The sequence below is a fragment of the Nocardia sp. NPDC058058 genome (assembly GCF_042885355.1).
In the GTDB taxonomy this organism is placed as follows: Bacteria; Actinomycetota; Actinomycetes; order Mycobacteriales; family Mycobacteriaceae; genus Nocardia.
In genome coordinates this window covers 2,772,951-2,796,094 of sequence record NZ_JBHVSA010000001.1, presented here as the reverse complement: position 1 = coordinate 2,796,094, position 23,144 = coordinate 2,772,951, and the positions used below count along the sequence as shown (strand labels likewise).

Genomic DNA, 23,144 nt, shown 5'->3' with positions numbered 1-23,144 from the left:
AATGCGCAAACTGACCTACTACGTGGCAGCCACCATCGACGGATTCATCGCTTCCGAGGATGGTTCGGTGGATTTCTTCCCGGTCGGGGGTGACCACGGTCCCGCGATCATCGCGCAGTATCCCGAGACGCTACCGACCAAGGTCCGCGAGGCGCTCGGTGTGGACCGCAAGCCCTTCAGCACCTTCGACACCGTCATCATGGGACGTAAGACGCACGATTTCGGGGTACGCACGGGGACGTCCAGCCCGTATTCGCATCTGCGGCAGTTCGTGGTCTCGCAGACGCTGCCCGAGGCGCCCGATCCGGATGGGGAATTGATCACCGGGGATCCGCTGGCGCGGGTGCGGGAGCTCAAGCGGGAGAAGGGGCTCGGCATCTGGTTGTGCGGCGGCGGTGAGCTGGCGCAGACCCTGCTGCCCGAGATCGATCAGATCTTCCTGAAGCTGTATCCGATCGTGCTCGGGCACGGCCGCCCGCTGTTCGGCACGGCCGGATCCCGGCTGCCCGAGGCCACCCGCTACCGGGTGCTCACCAGCCGGGTCTTCGAGGACGGCGTGGCCTTCCTCAAGTACAGCCGGGTGCGCTAGAGGATCGCGACCGCGACGACCAGGCCGAGCGCGAAATGCGCGGCGGCGACGACCAGAGCCTCGGTGGAGAACGTGGGGCTCTTCAGCACGTCGCCGATATTGATGCCGAGCACCGCTTCGATCACGCGCACCGAAATCACCTGGGCGACAATGCCGACCAGGCCGTAGATCAGCGCCGCGATCAGACCCTCGGACAGCTTGCCCGCCTGCGCGTAGATGGCCAGCACCACGATGAACGCCATGCTGAGCATGCCCGCGGCGCTGACGATCACCGCGTTGGGCAGGCCCTGGGCGACCATATGACGCAGGTTGCCCGGGGTGGTCAGATCCACGGCGTAGAAGCCGATGAGCATGAGCGCCAGGCCGATCAGCGCGTACAGGAGGATCGCGCCTACGCCACGACCGAGTGAGCTCCAATATCCCGATTCGAGCGCGAGCGTGGTGATCATCTGGTGGGTCCTCCAGTAGGGGTGGAAGGTTGGGGGTCAGGGCTGCGGAATGCGGTGGGGCACAAAGGTGGAGGTGTCATCGGTGATCAGGCCGACGGTTTCGCGGATGCCCAGGCCCGCGGAGGTGTCGCCGACGATCCAGGCGCCCAGCACCGGGCGCATACCGTCGAATTCCGGTAGCGGGTCCAGCAATTGGTAGACGAAGCCCTCTTCGCCGTAGACGCCGCCGGTGGCGGTTTCCATGCCCGCGCCCACGATGGTCATATTCGCGCCCTCGCGGCCGAGCTTGGGTTTGCGAATGTATTCGGTGAGCTCGTGCGGGTCATCGAGGTAGGCGGGCAACAGGTTCGGGTGCCCGGGGTACATCTCCCACAGCACCGCCAGTAGCGCCTTGTTGGAAAGCATTGTCTTCCACAGTGGTTCGATCCACATGGTGCCCGGCAGGGATTGCGTGACGCGCTTGCCGAAGTCGTCGTCCAGCACCCATTCCCAGGGGTAGAGCTTGAAGATGGAATCGACCGGGGCCTCGGCCAGATCCACGAAACGTTCCAGCTCGGTGTCGAATCCGATTTCCTCGATGGGCAGCGCGATGGTGTCGAAGCCCGCCTCGGCGGCGGTTTCCTGCATATAGGCGGTGGTGACATTGTCCTCACCGGAGGAGTCCGCGCCGGACCAGGTGAAGTGCAGTTCGGCGCTGGGCAGCAGGTCGCGGACCTCGCCCCAGCGCTCGACCAGCTTCTCGTGCAACGAGTTCCACTGATCGTCGTCCGGGTGGGTGTCGGTCAGCCAGTGCCACTGCACGATTGCCGCCTCCAGCAGGGAGGTGGGGGTATCGGCGTTGTACTCCAGCAGTTTCGCGGGGCCGCGACCGTCGTAGCGCAGGTCGAAACGGCCGTAGATATGCGGGTCCGAACGCTTCCAGGAATTGGCGATCGGTTCCCAACTCCATTGCGGCAGACCGAAATCGGCGAAACGCTCGGTCAGGATGATCTGCTCGACGGCGTGCAGGCACATGGTGTGCAGCACCTCGACCTGCGCCTCCAGCGAGAGGATCTCGGCCATATCGAATTCGTAGTGCACCGATTCGTCCCAGTACGGGCGCGGCTGGCCATTGGTATCGCGTCCGGGCGAGCCGTAGACCAGCCCCTGACTCTCGATGATCTGCTGCCAACCCGGGCGCGGAGTGCTCCGCACTCGCCGCATCAAGAACCTCCACCGCTGATTTTGGAGCCGAGCCCGCCGCGTTGAATCGTGCTGCCGCTCTTGGTTTTCACGTCCGCGCCCTTGGGCAGCACGGTGCTGCCGCCGGTCGGTGCGTGGCCGATGGTGTTGCCGCTGCCACCGTAGTAGTAGCGGTACTGACTGCCATTGAGAATGAAGATTCCGCCCAGTCCGGTGCTGCCCGTGCGCTTGGCATCATCGCAGTAGTTGTCCGGAATGACGATTTCCTGATTGTCACTGGTGGCGGTGACGGTCTGGCCGTTGCCGACCGCGACCACCTGACCCTTCTTGGCCACCACCGTGCAGTAGGCGGTCACCTCGGGGGTGGTCAGCGCGTCATAGGCCAGATATCCGCCGCCCACCAGCGCCGCCACGCCGACCACGGCCGCGCCGCCGATGAGCACCTTCTTCTTTTTCTTGCGCTTGGTCTCCGCGGCCTCGGTGGCGGCCTGCTCGGCCTCCTCGGCGCGCTTGCGCGCCTTCTCCCGCGCTCGCGCCTCCGCGACCGTCGGCGGGCGGGGCGCGGTGACCCCGGCCTCCTGCCGATTCACGCTGCCGCGTCGCGGCTGGGGGGCGGGCTGCGGCGGCGACGGCGGATACACCGGCGGCACCGGAAGTTCGAAGGTGGGCGGCGGCGCGAATCCGGTCGGCTGGGTTACCGGAGCGGTCGGCGCGGTCGGCGCATCGAAAGGCGCGGCGCGCTCGGGGGACACAGCTGGCTCGGGGGACGCGGCGGGCTCGGAGGAACCGGCGGGTTCGGAGGACACCGTGGGCGCGGTGGAACCGTCAGGCTCGGGTGCCGCGGCGGGCTCGGGGGTGGTCTCCTGCGAGTCGCCGCGTGTGGGGAGGGTGCGTCCCCCGCTGCCCCACGGGCGTCCGGTGGCCGGGTTGATCGCGGGATCGGGAGTTTTCGCGGAGCTATCCGGGTCTGGCTGCCGGTTCGGGTCGTCCGGGGTGCCGCCGAAACGTTCAATGGCCAACGATCGACTCCTGGGGCTTCTCGACCTGCGCGCACATCAGCGCTCCTCGAATCCGATTATGCCGCCCTGGGCGTCCAACCAGTCCGTAACGACCAGGTCGACCCGACCGGGTGTGTCGCCGGAACGTAGCAGGCTCAGCAGGGTTTCGCACGCCGTACGCGGACCTTCGGCCACCACGTGCACGCGGCCGTCGCGGTGATTGCGGGCGTACCCGGTCAGGCCCAACTCCAGGGCGCGGGACCGGGTCCACCAGCGAAAGCCCACGCCCTGCACCTGCCCGTGCGCCCAGGCGCTGAGCCGGACGGGGGTTTCGGTCATTCGTCGACGCGGAAGGTCAGGTTGACGGTGGTTCCGGCCTTGAGGGTGCGGCCGACGGTGCAGACCTTGTCGATGGAGCGCTGCGCGGCGACCAGCAGGCGTTCGCGGGTGGCCTGGTCGAGTTCGCTCAGATCCAGTTCGAAGGATTCATTGAGCTCCGGGTAGGTCTCGTTCTCGCGGTCGGCGTCGCCGGAGACGCGCACGGTGGCGTCGAAGCTCTCGCCGAGCTTGCGGGAGAGAGTGAAATCGGCGCTGAGCCCGGTGCATCCGGCCAGCGCGATCTTGAGCAACTCGCCCGGGGTGAACGCGCCGGGCACACCCGCGGACGCGATGAGCACCTCGCCGCCGCGATTATTGCGGCCGGTGTAGGCCCGGGTCCCGGTGCGCTCGGCCCACAGTTCGACCGGTTCGGCGGACGGGGCGGCTGCGGCGTTCTGGGGCGCGGCGGTCTGTTCGGACATACCAAGATCCTCGCATTCGTGCTCGGGGCGCGCCGCGAGGCCCATCCGGGCGAACCGGCCGATGACGGCGGCCGTCGGTATGGGTCGCGGGACGATGCGCCCGTGTTCTCTACCGTTCGGTTCGAAACAGCGCTGTAGGCAGCGGAATTCCGCTCAGCGCACCGGTGTGAGGTCCACGACCAGCTCGGGGGTGAGGGACTTCAGGTTCTCGGCGACGTGGGAGGCGAGCGCGAGCGCGTCCGGTTTGAGTGGGTAGCGCGGGTGTGGGACCGCGATGACCGTCATGCCGGCGGCGTGGGCGGCGCGCAGGCCATTGCTGGAATCCTCGATGGCCACGCAGTTCGAGGGGTCGATGTCGAGTCCGGCCGCGGCGGCGAGGTAGCCGTCCGGTGCGGGCTTGCCGCGTTCGACCTCTTCGGTGGAGACGGTGGTGTGGAACAGGTCGGTGACACCCATATGGTCCAGCACCACATCGATGAGCCTGCGCGGTGAGGAACTGGCCAGGCCGAGGGTGAAACTATCGGCGAAGCGGCGCACGGTCTCCACCGCGTCCGGCATGAGCGGCAGATGCTCGGCATAGCGCGCGGCCATGCGGGAGATGACATCCTCGGCCACCTCATCGGGTGTGCGGCGGCCGTCGAGCAGATCTTCGCTGGTGTACGTGGCCCATTCGGCGGTGCTCATCCCCATGAACCGGTCCTGGGTATCGGGCAGCCAGCGCCCGTGCAGTTCGGCGATATACGCGCGGCGCACCTCCTCCCAGATGGGTTCGGTGTCGATCAGTACACCGTCCATATCGAAGACGATCGCGGCAACAGACATGTGCTCCATCGTCCCGGTCACCCCCGGACCCCGCGCGCCGGGGGTGACCGGACGGGCCGGTCAGTCGAACTCCGCCGGTGCGGCCGAGGTGTTTTCGAGCCGGGCGGCCAGGGTGGCCACGCCCGGGCCGTGGACCTGTGCGAGTCCGGCGGCACGGCCGGTGACCAGCAGCAGCAGCGCGAGCGCGGGTCCGCGGATCTCACTGCCGAGGCCGTAGGTCCAGACGGTGTCGGTGGCGATCAGGCGCAGGCCGTCCAAACGGTGGCGATTCCATACCGGCCAGCCGACCTCGACGGCGCGATCGGCTCCGGCGGCAGCGGCCACCGGGGTGACCCGCAGTGTGCGGCCCAGCGGAATCGCGATGTCCTGACCGTGCACGATGGTGTCGAAGTGGATATTGCGATAGTTGGTGAGCGCGGGCAGCTTTCGCGATGCGGCGTGCGCGCGCAGTTCGGCGACCAGGTCGTGGCCCGGTTCGGCGGCGTAGTCGAGGGTGAGCATATCGATCAGCCGGTTGTAGTTGCCGCGCGCTCGAATCGCGGTGCGCAGCATGGTTTTCGGTGATGGCGGCCGTGGCGCGCAGGCGATGTGCGCGGCTACGTCGCGGACCCGCCACCCCGGGCACAGCGACGGCTGCTCCCATTCCGCATCGGAGAGGTCGGCCAGTAGATCCGCGATGGCCAGTCGCTGCTGTTCGATGATCCGCCAACTGGATTCACGATCCATGATGGTTCCCGCTTCCGATAGGATTAGTCAGCCTCTCTGTCTAATATAGTAAGAGGATCTGACTAAACGTCAAGGAGTTGCGATGGCAGACGATGAGATGAACGTGGGTCTGCTCATGTTCATCGCCCATCGGTCGATGGAACAGCGCACCTTCGATGCCCTGGTCGAGGCCGGGTACGGAGACATCACCATCGCGCAGGGCCGCCTCGCTGCGCAGATCGGTCCGGATGGCACCCGGCTCACCGAATTGGCGGAGCGGGCGCAGGTGACCAAGCAGACCGCGGGATTTCTGGTCGACCAGCTCGAGCGTGCGGGATATGTGGAGCGGGTGCCCGATCCGACCGACGGGCGTGCGCGGCTGGTGCGGTTGTCCGAACGCGGGCGGCGGATGGCCGAGTTGGGCAATGGGGTGTCGGCGGGTATCGAGCGTGAGTGGGCCGCTCATCTGGGCGAACGTCGTACGGCTCAACTGCGCGAGGCGTTGTCGCGGTTGCGTGAAATCACCGATCCCTACGCCTGATACGTGGGCGGACCGCTGTTCCGCGGATTTCGCTGACACGGTGTCCACTGAATGAGATGGTGTGTAGGAAACGCGATCGCGGGGAGTGCCGCGCGGTTAGCGTCCGACGTGAAAGACATACACCCGCAAGTGAATACCGAGGTGGGCCGTGGGCACGGTCATGGATATCTACGATCCGGAACTCTATGTGGACGGGCCGATCCACGAGATGTTCGCCGAACTGCGCGGCACGCGGCCGGTGTACTGGCAGGACATGCCCGGTGAGCCGGGGTACTGGGCGATTCTCAAACATGCGGATGTCGCGCATGTGGCGCGCAATCCGCTGCTGTTCTCCGCCGAACAGGAGGGCGTGATGCTGGAGAATCAGCCGCCCGAACGGCTGGAGCAGACCCGGAACATGCTGCTCATGATGGATCCGCCCCGGCATACCGATTACCGCAGGCCACTGGCCGAGCATTTCAAGGCGCGGGTGATCGGCGAGATGGAGGACCGGGTTCGGGAGCTGACCCGGCGGCTGCTCGAAAACACCGGCGGTGACGTGGAATTCGTGCACGAGGTGGCCGGGGTGCTGCCGAGTCAGGTGGTCGGCGGACTGTTCGGGATTCCGGAAGCGGATTGGCCCGATATCCGGCACTGGGCGGAACAGTCCACCAGCCAACAGGATCCGGAGTTGGTCGGCGATTTCGACACCACCGCCGAGATGACCAAGATGGCGATCTACGCCATCCAGTTCTCCATGGCGCGGCGCGAGCAGGAGCCGCGGGCTGATCTCACCTCGCTCATCCTGGCCGGTGAATTCGGAGGAAAAGCCATGTCGGACATCGAGTTCGGCAGTTTCTTCACCCAGTTGGTGATCGCCGGGAACGACACCACCAAAACCATGCTGTCCTCGGGACTGCAACTGCTGCTGGAGCATCCGGAACAATTGGCCGCCCTGCGCGCCAACCCGGCGCTGATTCCCGGTGCGGTGGAAGAGATTCTGCGCTTCGCCAATCCGCTGCACTACTTCCGGCGCACCGCCACCGCCGATACCGAGATTCGCGGCGTCCCCATCAAGGCCGGTGACAAGGTGGCCATGTGGTACACCTCCGCCAATCGCGACGAGGACGTCTTCACCGATTCGCAGCGCTTCGACATCACCCGAAACCCCAACCCGCACCTGTCCTTCGGCCTGGCCCAGCATTTCTGCCTCGGCGTCCACCTGGCCCGCATGGAGGGCCGCGTCTTCTTCGAGGAATTGCTCGCCCGCTTCCCGGCGATCGAGCAGACCGGCGAGGCCCGCCGCATCCGCTCCAATCTCAACAACGGACTGAAGTCGCTGCCGCTGCGCCTGAGTCGCGACTAGCGCTCAGACCTGGAAGCGGTAGCCCATTCCCGCCTCGGTGAGCAGATGTTTGGGGCGGGATGGGTCGTCTTCGAGTTTGCGCCGTAGCTGGGCGAGATACACACGCAGGTAATGGGTTTCGGTGGCGTAGGACGGACCCCAGACCTCGCGCAGGATTTCGCGGCGGCCCACCAGCTTGCCCTTGTTGCGCACCAGCATCTCGAGCATCCCCCATTCGGTGGGGGTCAGGTGTACATCGCGCCCGTGCCGGGTGACCTTCTTCGCGGCGAGATCGACTGTGAAGGACGAGGTTTCGATGACCGGTTCGGAGGTGTCGGCGGTGCCCGCCGAGCGGCGGACGGCCGCGCGCAGCCGGGCCAGCAACTCATCCATGCCGAAGGGTTTGGTGACGTAATCGTCCGCGCCCGCGTCCAGCGCCTCGACCTTGTCCGAGGAGTCGGTGCGGGCGGACAGCACGATGACCGGGGTGGTGGACCAGCCGCGCAGTCCGGCGAGCACCTCGATGCCGTCCATATCCGGCAGCCCGAGATCGAGCACCACCACGTCCGGATGTTTCTCGGCGGCCGCGCGCAACGCCGCGGCTCCCGTGGCGGCCGTGGTCACCTCGTAACCGCGCACCGACAGGTTGATGCGCAGTGCCCGCAGGATCTGCGGTTCGTCATCGACGACCAGGACTTTCGTCGGCGCCGGCGCCGCGTTCGTCACGGATTCTCCTGTTCATCGCATGCTTGTAGGTCGATCACCATGGTCAAGCCGCCGCCTGGGGTTGGCTCGGCGTGCACCGTGCCGCCCATGGCGTCGACGAATCCGCGCACCACCGACAGGCCGAGGCCGACGCCGGTGGAGTTGTCACGATCACCGAGCCGCTGGAAGGGTTCGAACAGCTGATCTTCCATACCGGTCGGTACCCCGGGTCCGGTATCGACCACGGTAATCGCCACCCGCTTCCCGGTGTGCTCCGCCGTCACCCGCACCGGCGAGTCGCCGGGGGAGTAGCGCACCGCGTTATCGATGAGGTTGGCCAGCACCCGCTCCAGCAGTCCGGAATCCGCGCGCACGCAGACCGCGCCCACCTCCACCTCGACCCGGTTCATGGCACTGCGCCCCATACCCCGGGTGCCCATGCCCATGAGCGCGTGATGCACCACCTCGTCGAGGTAGGTGCGCCGCATCTGCGGTTTGATCACCCCCACCGCGAGCCGCGAGGAATCGAGCAGATTGCCGACCAGCGCGGTCAGCTGATCCACCGATTCCTCCACCGTGGCAAGCAATTCGGCGGTGTCCTCGGGCGAGAACTCGACATCGTCGCTGCGCAGACTCGAGACCGCAGCCTTGGCCCCGGCCAGTGGCGTGCGCAGATCGTGGCTGACCGCGGACAGCAGCGCGCGGCGCAGCTTATCGGCCTCCATGACCGCCTGGGCCGCACCCGCCTCCTGCTGCAAACGCTTCTGATTCACCAGTCCCGCGGCCTGATTCGCGACCGCGCCGAGCACCAGCCGATCACCCGAGGACAGCGCCCGGCCGCGCAGCAGCAGCCAGTGCAGATCATCGCCCGCCTCCACCGCGGTGAAGGCGTCGATCACCTCTGTGGGCGGATCCTCGCCGACCGAGGCCACCATCTCGTCATCGGTGATGAGGCTGACCGCCTCCTGATTGAAGGTCTCGCGCGCGCGTTCCAGCAGATCCGGCAGATCCGCGCCGTGCAGTACCGCGCCCGCGAACAGCGTCAGCAGTTCGGCCTGCCGGGATGCCTTGCGCGCCTCGCGAGTTCGCTTGGCCGCCACATCCACCAGCGCCGATACCGCCACCGCGACCATCAGCAGCACCACGATGGTGAGGAAGTTGTCCGGATCGGCGATGGTGAGGCTGTAGCGCGGCGCGGTGAAGAACCAGTTCAGCAGTACCCCCGAGAGCAGCGCCGACAGCGTCGCGGGCGCGACGCCGCCGAACAGCGCCACCACGATCACGCCGATGAAGAACACCGCGCTCTCACCGCCGATATTCAGCCAGCTGTCCAGCCACAGCGCGGTGATCAGGCAGATGATCGAGGGCACCAGCAGTGCGGCGGACCAGGATCCGAGTTTGCGTTCGCGCGGTGCGAGCGAGGACCAGCGGAAGCCGCGATTGGATTCCTCGTGCGTGACCATGTGCACATCGATCTTGCCGGACTCCTGCACCACCGTCGCGCCGATGCCCTCGTCGAGCATGCGCGCCCAGCGCGAGCGCCGCGAGGTGCCCAGCACCAGCTGGGTCGCGTTCACCTGACGCGCGAAATCCAGTAGCGCCGTGGGAACATCGTCACCGGTGACGGTGTGCAGGCTCGCACCCAGTCCGGTGGCCAGATCGCGGAGCCGGGTGAGCCGCTGGGCGGACACCCCGGCCAGCCCGTCACCGCGAACCACGTGCACCACAATGAGTTCGGCGCTGGATTTGGCCGCGATGCGGCTGGCGCGCCGCACGATGGTCTCGGATTCGCCGCCTCCGGTCACCGCCACCACCAGGCGTTCGCGCGCCTCCCAGGTATCGGTGATCTGGTGATCCGCACGGTATTTCGCCAAGGCAGCGTCCACCTGATCGGCCAGCCACAGCAGCGCGAGTTCGCGCAGCGCGGTCAGATTGCCGGGCCGGAAGTAATTGCGCAGTGCGGCATCGACTTTGCTCGCCGCGTACACATTGCCGTGAGACATCCTGCGCCGCAACGCTTCCGGAGTGATGTCGACAAGTTCGACCTGATCCGCGGAGCGAACCACCCAGTCCGGCACCGTCTCTCGCTGCACCACCCCGGTGATCTGCTCGACCACATCGTTGAGGCTCTCCAGGTGCTGCACATTCACCGTGGACACCACATCGATTCCGGCGTCCAGCAGTTCCTGTACGTCCTGCCAGCGCTTTTCGTGTTTGCTGCCCGGCACATTGGTATGCGCGAGCTCGTCCACCAGCACCACCGCGGGCGCGCGCCGCAGCACCGCCTCCACATCCAGTTCCGGCAGCGTGGTGCCGCGATACTCGATCATCCTGGGGGCGATCCGCTCGATGCCCGCCAGCATCTCGGCCGTCTTGGATCGCCCGTGCGTCTCGACCACGGCCGCGACCACATCGCGACCGCGTTCGATCCGCCGATGCGCCTCCGACAGCATCGAGAAGGTCTTGCCCACTCCGGGGGCAGCGCCGAGGTAGATCCGTAGCTGGCCGCGTTTCACTCGTCCATCATCACGCGCGGGGCCGGAAAGTCCGGGCGGGCCGCGCGCACCCGCACGCGATTCGGTTCGGCGGTCGCCAGGACGCGCAGCAACAGCGCGGCAGCCAGGAATCCGAATATCACCATCAATGGAACGACGATGTCCGGCACGATCTCTCCTCAATCAACGGAAAAGCCCGGCCGCGATGGCCGGACTCCCAAGGATTACCGTCGATTTCGCCGAAGCGACCGGCACTGACGCTTTCTTAACGCCCGCGCGTCGTGATCCCGGTGACAGTGGCCGCCCCGGTGGATTTCCGGGCGGAGTTTTCGGTGGAGGGCCCGCCCCGCGGGTACTGGCCACCGGGAGCGCGAGGGCGGGACCTCCACCCCTCGAAGTGGTCTGGTTACCCACACGATTCCCAGAACCGTCGCCAACTGTAAAGGGCGAGTTATGACCTAACGCGGCTTGCGATGTGACCGATCGTGCCAAAGCTATTTCGTGGCGAACGCCCGGTCCCAGCTGGTCGGCGCGGGGCCGAAAGTGCGCCGGCCATTGCCGATCACGGTTTTGGCGAGGGCGCGATTGCCCACGGCCCCGATGACCGCGCCGATGCCCGCGGGCAATGTCTTGCCGAACATGAGCACACCGCGTTTGACGACGAATTGCACGATGAAGCGTTTGGCCATGGCGTTGTCGATGTTCTTGATCACCGGCAGGTGATCGCCGACGGTGCTGGCCCAGTCGCGCGCGGATTGGCTCGCGCCCTTGCCGAGCAGCTGTTCGCCGGTCTCGCCCAGCACCACCCCGGCAACCAGCGTGCGGCGCTGTTTGGCGGGCAGGTCGCCCATCCCGTGCACCGCGCCCAGCGAGGCCGCGTACAGCGCCGAGGTCTCCAGGAAGAACACCGATTCGACGCCGCTGACGGCCAATCCGATCAGGGTGCCGACACCGGGGACCGCGGCCGAGAGCCCGGCCAGGGTGCCGCTGATGGTGACTACGGTCAAATAGCGCAATTCCAGGCCCTGTTCGATGCCTGCCGGGGACCGATCCGGATGTTTGCGGTGCAGTCGCGCCACGTATTTCGCGGCGAGCGGGGCCTGAATTCCGGTGCTGCCCCGCAGGACCAGCTCCACTGACTTCTGTAGTGCGCGTTCGAACATGGGGCCTCCCTTGTCGGCTGCCTGATCGAGGGTACGGAAGTCCCCCGCCACGCCGGGATTCCGACACACCGAGCCGAGTGCGTAAGCGGAACGTCAATGCGGGGGTGCGGGACGCTAAGAAGGCGTAAAGGACCTCGAATAGCGACCAATCGACCGCTTGACTCGCTCTGCCGCACCTGAGGTGCGGCACCGGTTAGAGAGAGGTTTCGATACATGTCCGTCGTGGTGTTCACGGTGCTGACGGTGGCGATTTTCGCCCTGCTCGGCCTGATCCAGCGCGGGGTGGAACGGCTGTGACGCAGAACATTATCGGTTTGGTTCTGGCCGTCGGCATCGCCGTTTTTCTGATCGCGGCGTTGCTGTACCCGGAAAGGTTCTAAGTGAGCACGACTACCGCGGGGCTCATCTTCACGATGGCCCTGGTGATCGCGCTGGCCCTGGTGCACGTACCGCTCGGCGATTACATGTACCGGGTTTACAGCAGCGATAAGCATTCCAAGGCCGAACGCGGCCTGTACCGCGCCATCGGCGTCCAGCCCGGGGTCGAACAGACCTGGGGCGTCTACGCCCGCAGCGTGCTGGCCTTCTCGGCCGTCAGCATTCTGTTCCTGTTCTTCCTCCAGCTGATTCAGGGCAAACTGCCGTTGCACCTGAACGATCCGGGCACCGAGATGACCCCGGCGCTGGCCTGGAACACCGCCGTCAGCTTCGTCACCAATACGAACTGGCAGAACTACTCCGGTGAATCGACCCAGGGTCACCTGGTGCAGATGGCCGGGCTCGCGGTGCAGAACTTCGTCTCGGCCGCGGTCGGTATGGCCGTGGCGGTGGCGCTGGTGCGCGGTTTCGCGCGCAGGCACACCGGCGATCTGGGCAATTTCTGGGTGGATCTGGTGAGGGGAACCATCCGTATTCTGCTGCCCCTGGCATTCGTCTCCGCCATCGTGCTCGTCGCGAGCGGGGTGATCCAGAACTTCCACCTGCACGATCAGGTCGCGCAGACCATTACCGGTGGGACGCAGACGATTACGGGCGGACCGGTGGCGAGCCAGGAGGTCATCAAGGAACTCGGCACCAATGGCGGCGGCTTCTACAACGCCAACTCCGCGCATCCGTTCGAGAACCCGAACGCCTGGACCAACTGGCTGGAGATCTTCCTGCTGCTGGTGATCAGCTTCTCGCTGCCGCGCACCTTCGGGCGCATGGTCGGCTCCAAGAAGCAGGGTTACGCCATTGTCGCGGTCATGTCGGTGATCGCGCTGGCCAGCACCATGCTGACCAATCTGTTCCAGTTGCAGCACCACGGCACGGTCCCGACCGCGCTCGGCGCGTCCCTGGAAGGCGTGGAAACCCGCTTCGGCGTATCGAATTCGGCGACCTTCGCCTCGGCGACCACGCTCACCTCGACCGGTGCGGTGGACTCGTTCCACGATTCGTACACCAGCCTCGGCGGCATGATGACCATGTTCAATATGCAGCTCGGCGAGGTCGCGCCCGGCGGTACCGGATCCGGTCTCTACGGCATGCTGATCCTGGCGGTCATCACGGTGTTCGTCGCGGGCCTCATGGTCGGGCGCACCCCGGAATACCTGGGCAAGAAGATCACCCCGCGCGAAATCAAGCTCGCCGCTTCGTATTTCCTGATCAGTCCGCTCATCGTGCTGATCGGCACGGCGGCGGCGATGGCCATGCCCGGACAGCGCGCCAGTATGGCGAACGGGGGACCGCACGGACTCTCGGAAGTGTTGTACGCCTTCACTTCCGCCGCCAACAACAATGGTTCGGCCTTCGCGGGCCTGTCCGGCAATACCGAGTGGTACAACACCGCGCTCGGCCTGGCCATGGTCTTCGGCCGCTTCCTGCCGATCATTTTCGTTCTCGCACTGGCCGGTTCGCTGGCACAGCAGGGCTCCACGCCGGAATCGATCGGCACGCTCCCGACCCATCGGCCGCAGTTCATCGGCATGGTCGTCGGCGTGACCATCATCCTGGTCGCCCTGACCTTCCTGCCCGCGCTGGCGCTCGGGCCGCTCGCCGAAGGAATCCACTGACATGTCTGCTCCCACCATCGAACCCGCGGTGACGCCGGAAGCGTCGCCGCCCAAGGGCCGGGTCACCAGCGGACTGTTCGACCCGCAGTTGCTGTTGAAGTCGTTGCCGGACGCCTTCATGAAGCTGGACCCGCGCACCCTGTGGCGCAACCCCGTGATGCTGATCGTGGAGATCGGCGCGGTGTGGTCCACCATCCTCGCGATCACCGATCCCTCCTTCTTCGGCTGGGCCATCGTCGTATGGCTGTGGGCGACGGTGCTTTTCGCCAATCTGGCGGAGGCGGTCGCCGAGGGCCGGGGTAAGGCGCAGGCCGATACGCTGCGGAAAGCCAAGACCGACACCGTCGCTCGCCGCCTGGCCAATTGGTCACCCGGTGCGCGGGTGATCGAGGAGAAGGTCGCCGCGGCCGAACTCCAGCGCGGCGACTTCGTGGTCGTCGAGGCGGGTCAGGTCATTCCCGGTGACGGCGATGTCGTGGAAGGCATTGCCTCGGTGGACGAATCGGCCATCACCGGTGAATCCGCGCCGGTGATCCGGGAGTCCGGCGGCGACCGCTCGGCGGTTACCGGCGGCACCACGGTGCTGTCCGACCGGGTGGTCGTCAAGATCACCCAGGAGCCGGGCGGCAGCTTCATCGACAAGATGATCGCCCTCGTCGAGGGCGCGTCGCGGCAGAAGACGCCGAACGAGATCGCGCTGAACATCCTGCTCGCCGCGCTCACCATCATCTTCGTGTTCGCGGTGGCGACCCTGCAGCCGCTGGCCATCTATTCCAAGGTCAACCTGCCGGGCGTGCCGGACAGCTTGGCGCTCAACGGAAATGGCATCACCGGCATCGTCATGGTGTCACTGCTGGTCTGCCTGATCCCGACCACCATCGGGGCGCTGCTCTCGGCCATCGGCATCGCCGGTATGGACCGGCTGGTGCAGCGAAACGTCTTGGCCATGTCCGGCCGTGCGGTCGAGGCCGCCGGTGATGTGAACACGCTGCTGCTGGACAAGACCGGCACCATCACCCTCGGCAATCGCCAGGCCTCGGACTTCGTGCCGATGCCGGGTGTCACCGCCGACGAAATGGCCGATGCCGCACAGCTTTCCAGCCTCGCCGACGAAACCCCCGAGGGCCGCTCCATCGTGGTGTACGCCAAGACCGCGTACAACAAGCGCGAGCGCACCCCCGGTGAGCTCACCGGCGCGACCTGGGTGGAATTCACCGCCCAGACCCGCATGTCGGGTGTGGACCTGTCCGGCGGGCATCAGCTGCGCAAGGGCGCGGCCAGTGCGGTCACCGAATGGGTGCGCGCACAGGGCGGTTCGATTCCGGAGCAGGTCGGTCAGACCGTGGACGGCATCTCCGCTTCCGGCGGCACCCCGCTGGTGGTCGCGGAGGTCAAGGACGGTACGGCTCGGCTGGTCGGCGTCATCCATCTCAAGGATGTGGTCAAGCAGGGCATGCGCGAGCGCTTCGACGAGATGCGCAAGATGGGCATCCGCACCGTCATGATCACCGGCGACAATCCGTTGACCGCCAAGGCGATCGCCGATGAGGCGGGTGTGGACGACTTCCTCGCCGAGGCGACTCCCGAGGACAAGCTCGCGCTGATCAAGAAGGAGCAGGCCGGTGGCCGCCTGGTCGCCATGACCGGTGACGGCACCAATGACGCGCCCGCGCTCGCCCAGGCGGACGTCGGCGTGGCCATGAACACCGGCACCTCGGCCGCCAAAGAGGCCGGGAACATGGTGGATCTGGACTCCGATCCGACCAAGCTCATCGAGATCGTGGAGATCGGCAAGCAATTGCTGATCACCCGCGGCGCGCTCACCACGTTCTCCATCGCCAATGACATCGCCAAGTACTTCGCCATCATTCCGGCGTTGTTCGTGGCGCTGTACCCCGGCTTGGACATGCTGAATGTGATGCGGCTGGCGAGCCCGCAGTCCGCCATCCTGTCCGCGGTCATCTTCAACGCGATCATCATCGTGCTGCTGATCCCGCTGGCGCTGCGCGGCGTGGCCTACAAGCCCGCGGCAGCCTCGAAGCTGTTGAGCCGCAACCTGGCCGTCTACGGCGTGGGTGGGATCATCGCCCCGTTCATCGGGATCAAGCTGATCGACCTCGTCGTCCAATTCCTCCCCGGGATGTCCTGAAATGCGCATGTCAACCTGGATCCGGCAGCATGTGGCGGCCCTGCGCGCGCTACTGGTACTGACCGCGATCACCGGAATCATCTATCCGCTGGCGGTTTTCGCGGTCGCGCAGCTGCCCGGCCTGAAGGACAACGCCAACGGCTCGCTCATCGAATCGGGCGGAAAGACGGTGGGCTCCAGCCTCATCGGGCAATCCTTCACCGATGACAAGGGCAACGCGCTGGTGCAGTACTTCCAGAGCCGTCCGTCGGCCGCCGGTTCCAGCGGCTACGATCCGACCGCAACGGCCGCGAGCAATCTCGGTCCGGAGAACATCGTGGACAGCGCGCCGGACAAGACCGGTCTGCTCACCACCGTGTGTGCTCGCAGCAAGACCATCGGCGAACTGGAAGGTGTGGACGGCAGCCGCCCGTTCTGCACCCCCGGCGGCGTGGGCGCGGTGCTCTCGGTGATCGGCCCGCGCGAGACCAACGGCACCGTCGATCATCCGGAAAAAGTGGTGAGCGTCAACGAGTTCTGCTCGGTGACCAAGACGCCGTTCCTGGCCGAGTACAAGGGCGTGAAGGTCGAATGCGCCGTCGACGGCGAGGACTACTCGGCCGGGCTCATCGTCCCCATCCGCGGTGACGCCCCCGCCCAGCCTGTGGTGCCCGCCGATGCCGTCACCGCCAGCGGCAGCGGTCTGGACCCGCACATCTCCCCGGCGTACGCGGATATCCAGATCGCTCGAATCGCCAAGGCCCGCACCATCTCCGAGGACCAGGTGCGGGAACTGGTGGACGCCCACAGCAGCGGCCGCGTACTCGGCTTCATGGGCCAGCCGCGCGTGAACGTGGTCGAACTCAACCTCGACCTGGACAACAGGTACCCGTTCCGGGCCTGATACCCGCCAGGCGTGCGCCGGTGGAAGACGCGGGGCCACAGTCACTTTCCCTCGGGTGACCGTGGCCCTCGCGCGTCAGGGATTCGGGGTGCAGGTGGTCGGATTCGGCAATTCCGTGCAGGGGGTGTTGCCGTACGACCGCAGCACATCCTTGCCCTGGAGATCGGTCAGATAGCGCAGGAAGGCCGCCGCCAGTGAGTCGGCGGGCAGTTCGCCGTTGCTGTAGGCGTATTCGACATTCCAGAACGGATAGGTGTGCGCCGCGACCTGTTCGCGAGTGGGGGACTGGCCCGCGATGGTCACCGGTTTGACATCGGAAGCCTTTGCGGCGTCGGCGTTCTCGGCGTAGCCGATCGCGCCGCGCAGCTCCGCCACGGTCTTGAGCATGTCCTTGGTGACCTGGACCTCGCAGAACGACGCGCCGCCCGGATTACCGGCGCTGATGGCGCGGCAGCTGGTGGCGGGCGGCGCAGGGGGCTGCTCGTCGCCGAGCAGACGGGTGCGGAAGGTCTCCCGGGTGCCCGAGCCGAGCGCCCGATTCACCACGCGCACAGGCAGATCCGGGCCGCCGAGCTGTTGCCAGTTACTCACCCGGCCCGCATAGATATCGCGGATCTGGGCCACACTGAGATCGGCGACGCCCACCCCGGGATTCACCACCATGGTGAACAGCGACAGCGCCAGGGTGCGCGGGCGCAGATCCGGATAGCCCGGACCCTTCGGGCCGTCACTGATCGCCAGCAGATCCGGATTGTCCTTGCCCTCATCGTCGACGCGGCTCAGGCCGCGGTCGCTGCCGTCGAACGCGAAGCCGAAATCGGCTCCGTCGCACAGCCGGTGGTACGCGGCGGCGGCATCGCGCATGACCGGTTCGAACGCCGTGGATCCGGCCAGGGTGAGCTTGCCGCTGGTGCACTGCGCGTTCACCGGGCCGTCCTGTGTGCGCAGGCCGACGAAGTACTGGACCGCGACGACCGCCACCAGGAAGCCGATCAGCGCCAGCAGGCGCGGGGAACGCCCGGAGTTGCTTCGGGTTTCGGCGACACTGCCGCCCTTGATCTTGGCGCGCACCGTGGGGCTGGGGTATTCGCCGCGGCCCGCGCTGCGTTCCAGGATCGCCAGGATCTTGTAGTGATCGCGGCGATTCATCGGCACCTTGGGCAGATCGATGATGCCGACGTGGTGTACCGCGTCCTCGCGCGCGCCGATTCCGGTACCGGGCCGCAGGCAGTCGCCGAGGGTGTCATCGCTGAGTTCGGTGACGGCCATGCCGATGACGCGGCGGTTCGGGAAATGAATGTGCACGCCGACGCGTTCGGCCTCGGGCACCGCGTAATCGCCGTCGTCGATATCGGTCGCGCCGTCATTCTCGATGCGCACCAGGACGACGGACAGATCCTTCAGATCCGGCGGGGTACCGGATCCGTCCGGCCGCAATTGCGGTAGTACGCCGGGGAATACGGATTCGATCTCACCGGTGACCGGGGTATCCATCTGCACCCGGTAGCCCAGCCGTTTGCGGCCCACCAGCACGAATTCCCAGATGAACGCACCGACCGGCACCACGATGCCGATGAGCGCCAACACGATCTCGATCGGAAAACCCCCGCCGTTCACCTGACCCCCGAATTCCGTTGTCCGCCCGCACTATCGAGCTGGTGGCCGCACCCTACCGGTAATGGGTTACGGGAACGCGAACGAAACCCGTCACCACCAACCGAGAATCGGGCGTAGCTGGCGTTCGAGTTCCGGTGCGAGAGAACGGGAATAGCTCGCGGTGAGGTGATGCTCATCGTGGTAGATGAGGATATTGCCCTCCACCACGGCGCAGACCGTCGGCTCGCAGACCGCGTTGTTCAGGTCCAGCACATGCACATTGGGGAAATCGTCCGAGGCCGCCAGCGCCGGATTCACCGCCGAGAGCGCGTCGGGGCGCTTCATCCCGCATTCCACCCGATTGCCGCCCGAGGCCAGGCAGTCGATGGCGCGATAGCGAATTCCATTGCGGCGCAACCACGGGGTATCGCGGATGGCGAGCACCTGCAAACCGCGATCGGCGAGTTCGCGCCAGACGTCGAGGTAGTCCTGCGGAATCTCGTCGCCGCCATTGTCGGCGGGCCGGGTGCCGGTGGTGAAGACGTAGTCGGGGCGTTCCGCGCCGAGCCGCTCGATCACATCGTGCGACCAGTCCTTGCAGTCCGGATTCTGCTGACCCTTGTACATCGGATCCTCCGCCACCGTGAGCGGGCACCCCATCTTCAAGTACACGCTGATCTTGAAGCGGTACTTCTCGGCCACGATCTGCAAAGCCGGAATCCAGTGCTCGGCATGGGAATTGCCGACCACGGCGATGGTGCGATGCGCGTTCGCGTCACCGTAGGTGCAGGTGACCACCGAGCGGGTGTCGAAATCGGCGATGCAGCTGTCCCGGGTGGGGTAGGCGATATCGGCCGGGGCCTCCTCGATGGTCGGCCGCATGGGTGCGCGCGGCACCAGCGCGCCATCGGTGAGCGCTACCGCGCCAGGGTATTTCGCCGGATCGAGCTCACCCACCGCATGCGCCTTCGCGCCCATGCTCCACTGCCAGGCCACCGTCGATCCGAGCAGCAATACGCCCACCGTCGACACCGCGACGCCGATCAGCACCCGGGCGCGGGCGGGGGTGGCGGGCACCGTGGGCGTGGACCGCAAGCGCAGCGGTTCCTCCACGAAACGGTGTGTGACATAGGCGAGTACGAACGAGACCAGGATGATGATCAGCCCGCCGACCGCACCGGCCTCGCGCGAATGCCGTTCGCCCAGATAGAAGATCAGGATCGGCCAGTGCCACAGGTACAGTGCGTAGGCGAAACCGCCCAGGCCGACCATGGGCGCGCTCGCCATCGCGCGATTCACCAGCGGCTGTCCGGCGGTGGCGAGTCCGGCACCGGCCAGAATCAGCGCCACCGTGGCGAGCACCGGGATCAGCGCGTACGGGCCGGGGAATACCGAGGACCCGTTCACCAGCCAGCCGCACGCGACGATCGCCGCGATACCGGCCCAGCCGAGGATCTCGCGCACCAGCCTGGGCAGCTTGACCATCGGTGCGGCCAATGCCAGCAGCGCGCCCGTGAGCGGTTCCCAGGCGCGCGCGAAAGTGTCGTAGTAGTTCCAGCCCTGCTGGGTCGAAACCCCTTCGGCGGCATAGCAGAACGAGGTCACCGCGATGGCGGCGAAGATCACGCCCAACCCGATGCGCAGCACGTTCTGCCGCGGAGTGCGCACGATCCGGCGGCCGGGCGCGGACCGCAGCAGCGCCCGCATCGGCTCCGCGGCGAGCGCCCCGCGCACGGGCCGGAACCGGCGCAGCGCCGGACCCCGGCGGCACAGCCACGCCACCGTCGCGATGATCAGCAGCATCCCGAGATAGCACTGCCCCTGCACCGACATGGACCACAGATGCTGTAGCGGACTCACCGACGGGTCCGCGGCCAGATAATCCGACCAGGACAGCGCCAGATACCAATTCTGGTAGTAGAACAGCGAGGCCATCGTCTGCGCCGCGATATCGGACCACCGGGTGTGCGGCAGCAGCAGTACCGCCGCGATCACCACCGCGGCCAGCACCACCACCATGGCGGGCAACAGCCGTCGCAGCGTCCGCCGAATCGTCGCGGGCACCCCGACGACACCCGAATCCGAGCGCCGCACCAGCATCCCGGTGAAGAAGAACCCGGACAGCACCAGGAACACATCCACACCGCCGGACACCCGCCCGAACCAGATGTGGAAAGCCACCACCAATGCGATGGCGATACCCCGCAACCCATCCAGATCGTGCCGGTAGGCCCCCGGAACATGCGCCCCGGAATCCGGAGTCGGCACCGGCGCGGCCTGGGGCTCGCTGTCCGGCGCTGACGGCGCGGGCTGATCGGTGCTGGCAAAGGACATGGCGGCGACCATTCTGGTATCCGTAGCCGCAAATTTGCCAATCGCCGCACGAATCTTCACCGGAATGTGGCCATCGTCCCGGTCGGGAGGAGGGAACGACTCCTGGGCGAATGACCGTGTCCGGCCTAGCCTGGTATGGGTGAACAGAACCGAATGGGGCGCGAAACTATTGCGTACGAGATGGTTCGTCCGCGCCCCGATCGGAGTGTTCCGCGCCCGGCTCGGCTTCCTGTTCGGCGGGCGGCTGCTACTGCTCGAACACACCGGCCGCAGCTCGGGCCGGCCCCGCTATGTGGTCCTGGAGACCGTCGCCCGCCAGGCTCCGAGCCGGGTGATCATCGCGTCCGGCTTCGGCTCCCGCGCACAGTGGTACCGCAATCTCGCGGCTGATCCGAGCTGCCGGGTGAGCATCGGCGCGCGCCACCGCGCGCCCGCGGTGGCCCGCACCCTCACCTCCGGCGAGTCGGAAACCGTTCTCGCCGAATACAAGCGCGCCCACCCGGCGGCCTACCGCGAACTCAGCGGCGTTATCGAACAGGCCATCGGAGCCACCATCGACGAGGTACCACTGGTCGAACTCACGCTGACCTGATCTCGATCAGTCCGCTTCGTAGAGGCGCATCGGGACGCCGAGGCGGTTCCAGAGGTTGATCTGGGCGGTGATGGCCACCAGGCCGCCGCGAGCGCCCTCGTCGAAATTCTTCTCGACATCGGCCCAGATCTCATCGGAGACGCCGTGTTCGCCGAGTTCGGTGGCGGCTTCGGCGTATTCGAGGGCGGCGCGTTCGGCGGGGGTGAACTGGTCCGATTCGCGCCAGGCGGTCAGGTGGTAGATGCGCTTCTCGGTTTCGCCCTCTTTGCGGGCCTCGGTGGTGTGCATCTCGATGCAGAACAGGCAGCGGTTGATCTGGGAGACGCGGATCTTCACCAGTTCGCGGACCGTCGCGTCCAGCGGACCGCGCCGAATCGCGACCTCGGCCGCCATCCACGCCTTGTAGACCTCGGGCGCGACCGCTGCCAGATTCATTCGTGACATGTGCTCGTCCTTTCCTGACGTGCCGATCGGTTCGGTACATACCTTGGACGAGCAAGGGCGCGCGGACGTGACGCGACGCGACTGTGTGGCCGATCACAGTGATCCGCCGGATCCGCGCACTGGTTCGGATGCGCGGATCCGGCGGTCACCGTGGCCCCACCCCCTGGGGCCGCTGGCCGTAACCGTGGTTCGGGCGGTTACGGCCGGGTCAGTGCCGCATAGCGGGCGGTGTGGTGCGCGGTGGTGCCGTACTCGTACTGCACGGCGGTGAGGCGTTTGAAGAAGTGGCCGATGGCCAGTTCCTCGGTCATGCCCATCGCGCCGTGCAACTGCACCGCCTCCTGACCGATGAGGCGGGCCGCGCGGCCGATGGTGGCCTTGGCGGCGGAGGCCGCCCTAGCGCGCTCGGCGGGCGCGGCGGTCAGCTTCAGGGTCACCAGATAGCTTGCGGCGACGGCCTGTTCGAGCTCCAGGTGCATATTGACCATGCGGTGCTGTAGCGCCTGGAAGCTGGCGATGGGCACCCCGAACTGCTGCCGCTGCTTGGTGTACTCGACGGTGTCGGCGACCACCTTGCGCATGGCCCCGACGGCCTCGGCGGAGATGGCGGCGATGGCCTCGTCGATGGTGGCGGCCACCGCGCCGCCCGCATCGGCCAGCAGCAGCGCATCCGCCGGGAGGCGCAGATTCCGGAAGGTGAGATCCGCGGCCGGTCGCTCGTCGATGGTGCGGTACGACTCGACGGTGAGGCCGGCGGGCGGGTTCGCGACATCGAAATCGACTGCGAAGAGCGCGATTTCGCCGTCGATCGCCGCGGTAACCAGCAGTTGGGTGGCGATCGGGGCCGAGGTGACGACGGTCTTCACACCGGTCAGCAGCCAATCGTCGCCCTCGCGCACGGCGGTGGCGGCGACACTGCCGTAGTCGTAACCCGATTGCGGTTCCAGACCCGCGAAGCCGATGACGATCGAGCCCTCGGCGATACCGGACAGCAGATCCTCGGCGCGCTTACCGGCGGCCCGCCGCAGCAGCCCGCCTCCCACCACCACGGTGTCCACATACGATTCGACCACCAGCGCCCCGCCCAGCGCCTCGGCGATGATCATGGTCTCGACGGGCCCGCCGCCGATGCCGCCGACCGATTCGGGCAGTGCCGCGCCCAGGATGCCGACCTCTTCGGCCAGCCCGCGCCACACCTGCGGCTGCCAGCCCGCGCCGATTCGCGCGGCGGCCCGGCTGCTTTCGATGTCGTAGCGCGCCGCGAGATATTCGGTGACGGTATCGCGGAGCAGTTCTTGTTCAGCGGTGAAGGAGAAGTCCAT

23 protein-coding genes are annotated in these 23,144 nt (G+C 66.7%); 8 read left to right on the top strand and 15 right to left on the bottom strand.

Translation table 11 applies throughout. The features are described from left to right. The first annotated feature begins 1 nt into the window (after position 1). Positions 2 to 589, top strand: a complete 588-nt coding sequence (locus tag ACFVUS_RS13035) for a dihydrofolate reductase family protein (RefSeq protein ID WP_387764586.1) — start codon at positions 2 to 4, stop codon at positions 587 to 589. On the opposite strand, the gene ACFVUS_RS13030 is transcribed toward ACFVUS_RS13035, so the two are convergent. The 7 genes from ACFVUS_RS13030 to ACFVUS_RS13000 form a co-directional block, all read right to left on the bottom strand. Next, entirely contained in the window at positions 586 to 1,035 is a 450-nt protein-coding gene (locus ACFVUS_RS13030; protein WP_387765550.1) for a DUF350 domain-containing protein, read from the bottom strand. The genes ACFVUS_RS13035 and ACFVUS_RS13030 overlap by 4 nt on opposite strands. Positions 1,036 to 1,074: 39 nt before the next feature. Then, a complete protein-coding gene (locus tag ACFVUS_RS13025) occupies positions 1,075 to 2,241 on the bottom strand; it encodes a glutathionylspermidine synthase family protein (protein WP_387764584.1) in 1,167 nt (388 codons plus the stop codon). After that, the gene (locus tag ACFVUS_RS13020) at positions 2,241 to 3,239 is read right to left on the bottom strand and encodes a hypothetical protein (protein WP_387764582.1); all 999 of its coding nucleotides are present in this window, start codon (positions 3,237 to 3,239) and stop codon (positions 2,241 to 2,243) included. The genes ACFVUS_RS13025 and ACFVUS_RS13020 overlap by 1 nt, the downstream gene beginning before the upstream one ends. 36 nt (positions 3,240 to 3,275) lie before the next feature. Then, positions 3,276 to 3,557: an acylphosphatase gene (locus ACFVUS_RS13015; protein WP_387764580.1), complete on the bottom strand. Its 282-nt coding sequence runs from the start codon at positions 3,555 to 3,557 to the stop codon at positions 3,276 to 3,278. Next, complete coding sequence (locus ACFVUS_RS13010) at positions 3,554 to 4,018, bottom strand: OsmC family protein (protein WP_387764578.1); 465 nt, start codon at positions 4,016 to 4,018, stop codon at positions 3,554 to 3,556. Before ACFVUS_RS13010 ends, ACFVUS_RS13015 begins: the two co-directional genes overlap by 4 nt. A gap of 153 nt (positions 4,019 to 4,171) precedes the next feature. Beyond that, positions 4,172 to 4,840 carry an HAD family hydrolase gene (locus ACFVUS_RS13005; RefSeq protein WP_387764576.1) on the bottom strand — a complete coding sequence of 223 codons (669 nt, stop codon included), beginning with the start codon at positions 4,838 to 4,840 and terminating at the stop codon, positions 4,172 to 4,174. 60 nt (positions 4,841 to 4,900) lie between these two features. After that, the gene (locus ACFVUS_RS13000) at positions 4,901 to 5,566 is read right to left on the bottom strand and encodes a maleylpyruvate isomerase family mycothiol-dependent enzyme (protein WP_387764574.1); all 666 of its coding nucleotides are present in this window, start codon (positions 5,564 to 5,566) and stop codon (positions 4,901 to 4,903) included. A gap of 82 nt (positions 5,567 to 5,648) precedes the next feature. On the opposite strand from ACFVUS_RS13000, the gene ACFVUS_RS12995 reads away from it, so the two are divergent. Together ACFVUS_RS12995 and ACFVUS_RS12990 are read left to right on the top strand one after the other, a co-directional pair. After that, on the top strand, positions 5,649 to 6,086 hold the full coding sequence (locus tag ACFVUS_RS12995) for a MarR family winged helix-turn-helix transcriptional regulator (protein WP_387764572.1): 438 nt from the start codon (positions 5,649 to 5,651) through the stop codon (positions 6,084 to 6,086). 148 nt (positions 6,087 to 6,234) lie between these two features. After that, entirely contained in the window at positions 6,235 to 7,431 is a 1,197-nt protein-coding gene (locus tag ACFVUS_RS12990; RefSeq protein ID WP_387764570.1) for a cytochrome P450, read from the top strand. Between the two features lie 3 nt (positions 7,432 to 7,434). Here ACFVUS_RS12990 and ACFVUS_RS12985 read toward each other — a convergent pair whose 3' ends face one another. From ACFVUS_RS12985 to ACFVUS_RS12970, 4 genes are all read right to left on the bottom strand, one after another. Further along, positions 7,435 to 8,136, bottom strand: a complete 702-nt coding sequence (locus tag ACFVUS_RS12985) for a response regulator (protein ID WP_387764568.1) — start codon at positions 8,134 to 8,136, stop codon at positions 7,435 to 7,437. Beyond that, positions 8,133 to 10,631, bottom strand: coding sequence for a DUF4118 domain-containing protein (locus ACFVUS_RS12980; protein ID WP_387764566.1), 2,499 nt, complete (start codon positions 10,629 to 10,631; stop codon positions 8,133 to 8,135). The genes ACFVUS_RS12985 and ACFVUS_RS12980 overlap by 4 nt, the downstream gene beginning before the upstream one ends. Further along, a complete protein-coding gene (locus ACFVUS_RS12975; RefSeq protein WP_387764564.1) occupies positions 10,628 to 10,780 on the bottom strand; it encodes a hypothetical protein in 153 nt (50 codons plus the stop codon). Before ACFVUS_RS12975 ends, ACFVUS_RS12980 begins: the two co-directional genes overlap by 4 nt. 324 nt (positions 10,781 to 11,104) lie before the next feature. Further along, the gene (locus tag ACFVUS_RS12970; RefSeq protein ID WP_387764562.1) at positions 11,105 to 11,773 is read right to left on the bottom strand and encodes a hypothetical protein; all 669 of its coding nucleotides are present in this window, start codon (positions 11,771 to 11,773) and stop codon (positions 11,105 to 11,107) included. A 293-nt stretch (positions 11,774 to 12,066) separates the two neighbouring features. Between ACFVUS_RS12970 and kdpF the strand changes: the two genes are divergently transcribed. Genes kdpF through ACFVUS_RS12950 form a run of 4 tightly spaced genes read left to right on the top strand, consistent with a single transcriptional unit; the run spans position 12,067 to position 16,856 of the window. Continuing rightward, entirely contained in the window at positions 12,067 to 12,153 is an 87-nt protein-coding gene (kdpF, locus tag ACFVUS_RS12965; RefSeq protein ID WP_387765547.1) for a K(+)-transporting ATPase subunit F, read from the top strand. Next, entirely contained in the window at positions 12,154 to 13,824 is a 1,671-nt protein-coding gene (kdpA, locus tag ACFVUS_RS12960) for a potassium-transporting ATPase subunit KdpA (protein WP_387764560.1), read from the top strand. Between the two features lies 1 nt (position 13,825). Beyond that, positions 13,826 to 15,973, top strand: coding sequence for a potassium-transporting ATPase subunit KdpB (kdpB, locus tag ACFVUS_RS12955; protein ID WP_387764558.1), 2,148 nt, complete (start codon positions 13,826 to 13,828; stop codon positions 15,971 to 15,973). 1 nt (position 15,974) lies between these two features. Beyond that, positions 15,975 to 16,856 (top strand): potassium-transporting ATPase subunit C, encoded by an 882-nt coding sequence (locus ACFVUS_RS12950; RefSeq protein ID WP_387764556.1) that lies wholly within the window; start codon positions 15,975 to 15,977, stop codon positions 16,854 to 16,856. 75 nt (positions 16,857 to 16,931) lie between these two features. Here the strand turns inward: ACFVUS_RS12950 and ACFVUS_RS12945 are convergent, their stop codons facing one another. Together ACFVUS_RS12945 and ACFVUS_RS12940 are read right to left on the bottom strand one after the other, a co-directional pair. Continuing rightward, the gene (locus ACFVUS_RS12945; protein ID WP_387764554.1) at positions 16,932 to 18,443 is read right to left on the bottom strand and encodes a substrate-binding domain-containing protein; all 1,512 of its coding nucleotides are present in this window, start codon (positions 18,441 to 18,443) and stop codon (positions 16,932 to 16,934) included. A 120-nt stretch (positions 18,444 to 18,563) separates the two neighbouring features. Further along, positions 18,564 to 20,786, bottom strand: coding sequence for an acyltransferase family protein (locus tag ACFVUS_RS12940; protein WP_387764552.1), 2,223 nt, complete (start codon positions 20,784 to 20,786; stop codon positions 18,564 to 18,566). 139 nt (positions 20,787 to 20,925) lie between these two features. Here ACFVUS_RS12940 and ACFVUS_RS12935 point away from each other — a divergent pair, with 139 nt between their 5' ends. Beyond that, a complete protein-coding gene (locus tag ACFVUS_RS12935; protein ID WP_387764551.1) occupies positions 20,926 to 21,378 on the top strand; it encodes a nitroreductase family deazaflavin-dependent oxidoreductase in 453 nt (150 codons plus the stop codon). Positions 21,379 to 21,384: 6 nt separating this feature from the next. On the opposite strand, the gene ACFVUS_RS12930 is transcribed toward ACFVUS_RS12935, so the two are convergent. Both ACFVUS_RS12930 and ACFVUS_RS12925 read right to left on the bottom strand, forming a co-directional pair. Then, positions 21,385 to 21,822: a carboxymuconolactone decarboxylase family protein gene (locus ACFVUS_RS12930; protein WP_387764549.1), complete on the bottom strand. Its 438-nt coding sequence runs from the start codon at positions 21,820 to 21,822 to the stop codon at positions 21,385 to 21,387. 197 nt (positions 21,823 to 22,019) lie between these two features. Beyond that, positions 22,020 to 23,144: an acyl-CoA dehydrogenase family protein gene (locus ACFVUS_RS12925; RefSeq protein ID WP_387764547.1), complete on the bottom strand. Its 1,125-nt coding sequence runs from the start codon at positions 23,142 to 23,144 to the stop codon at positions 22,020 to 22,022.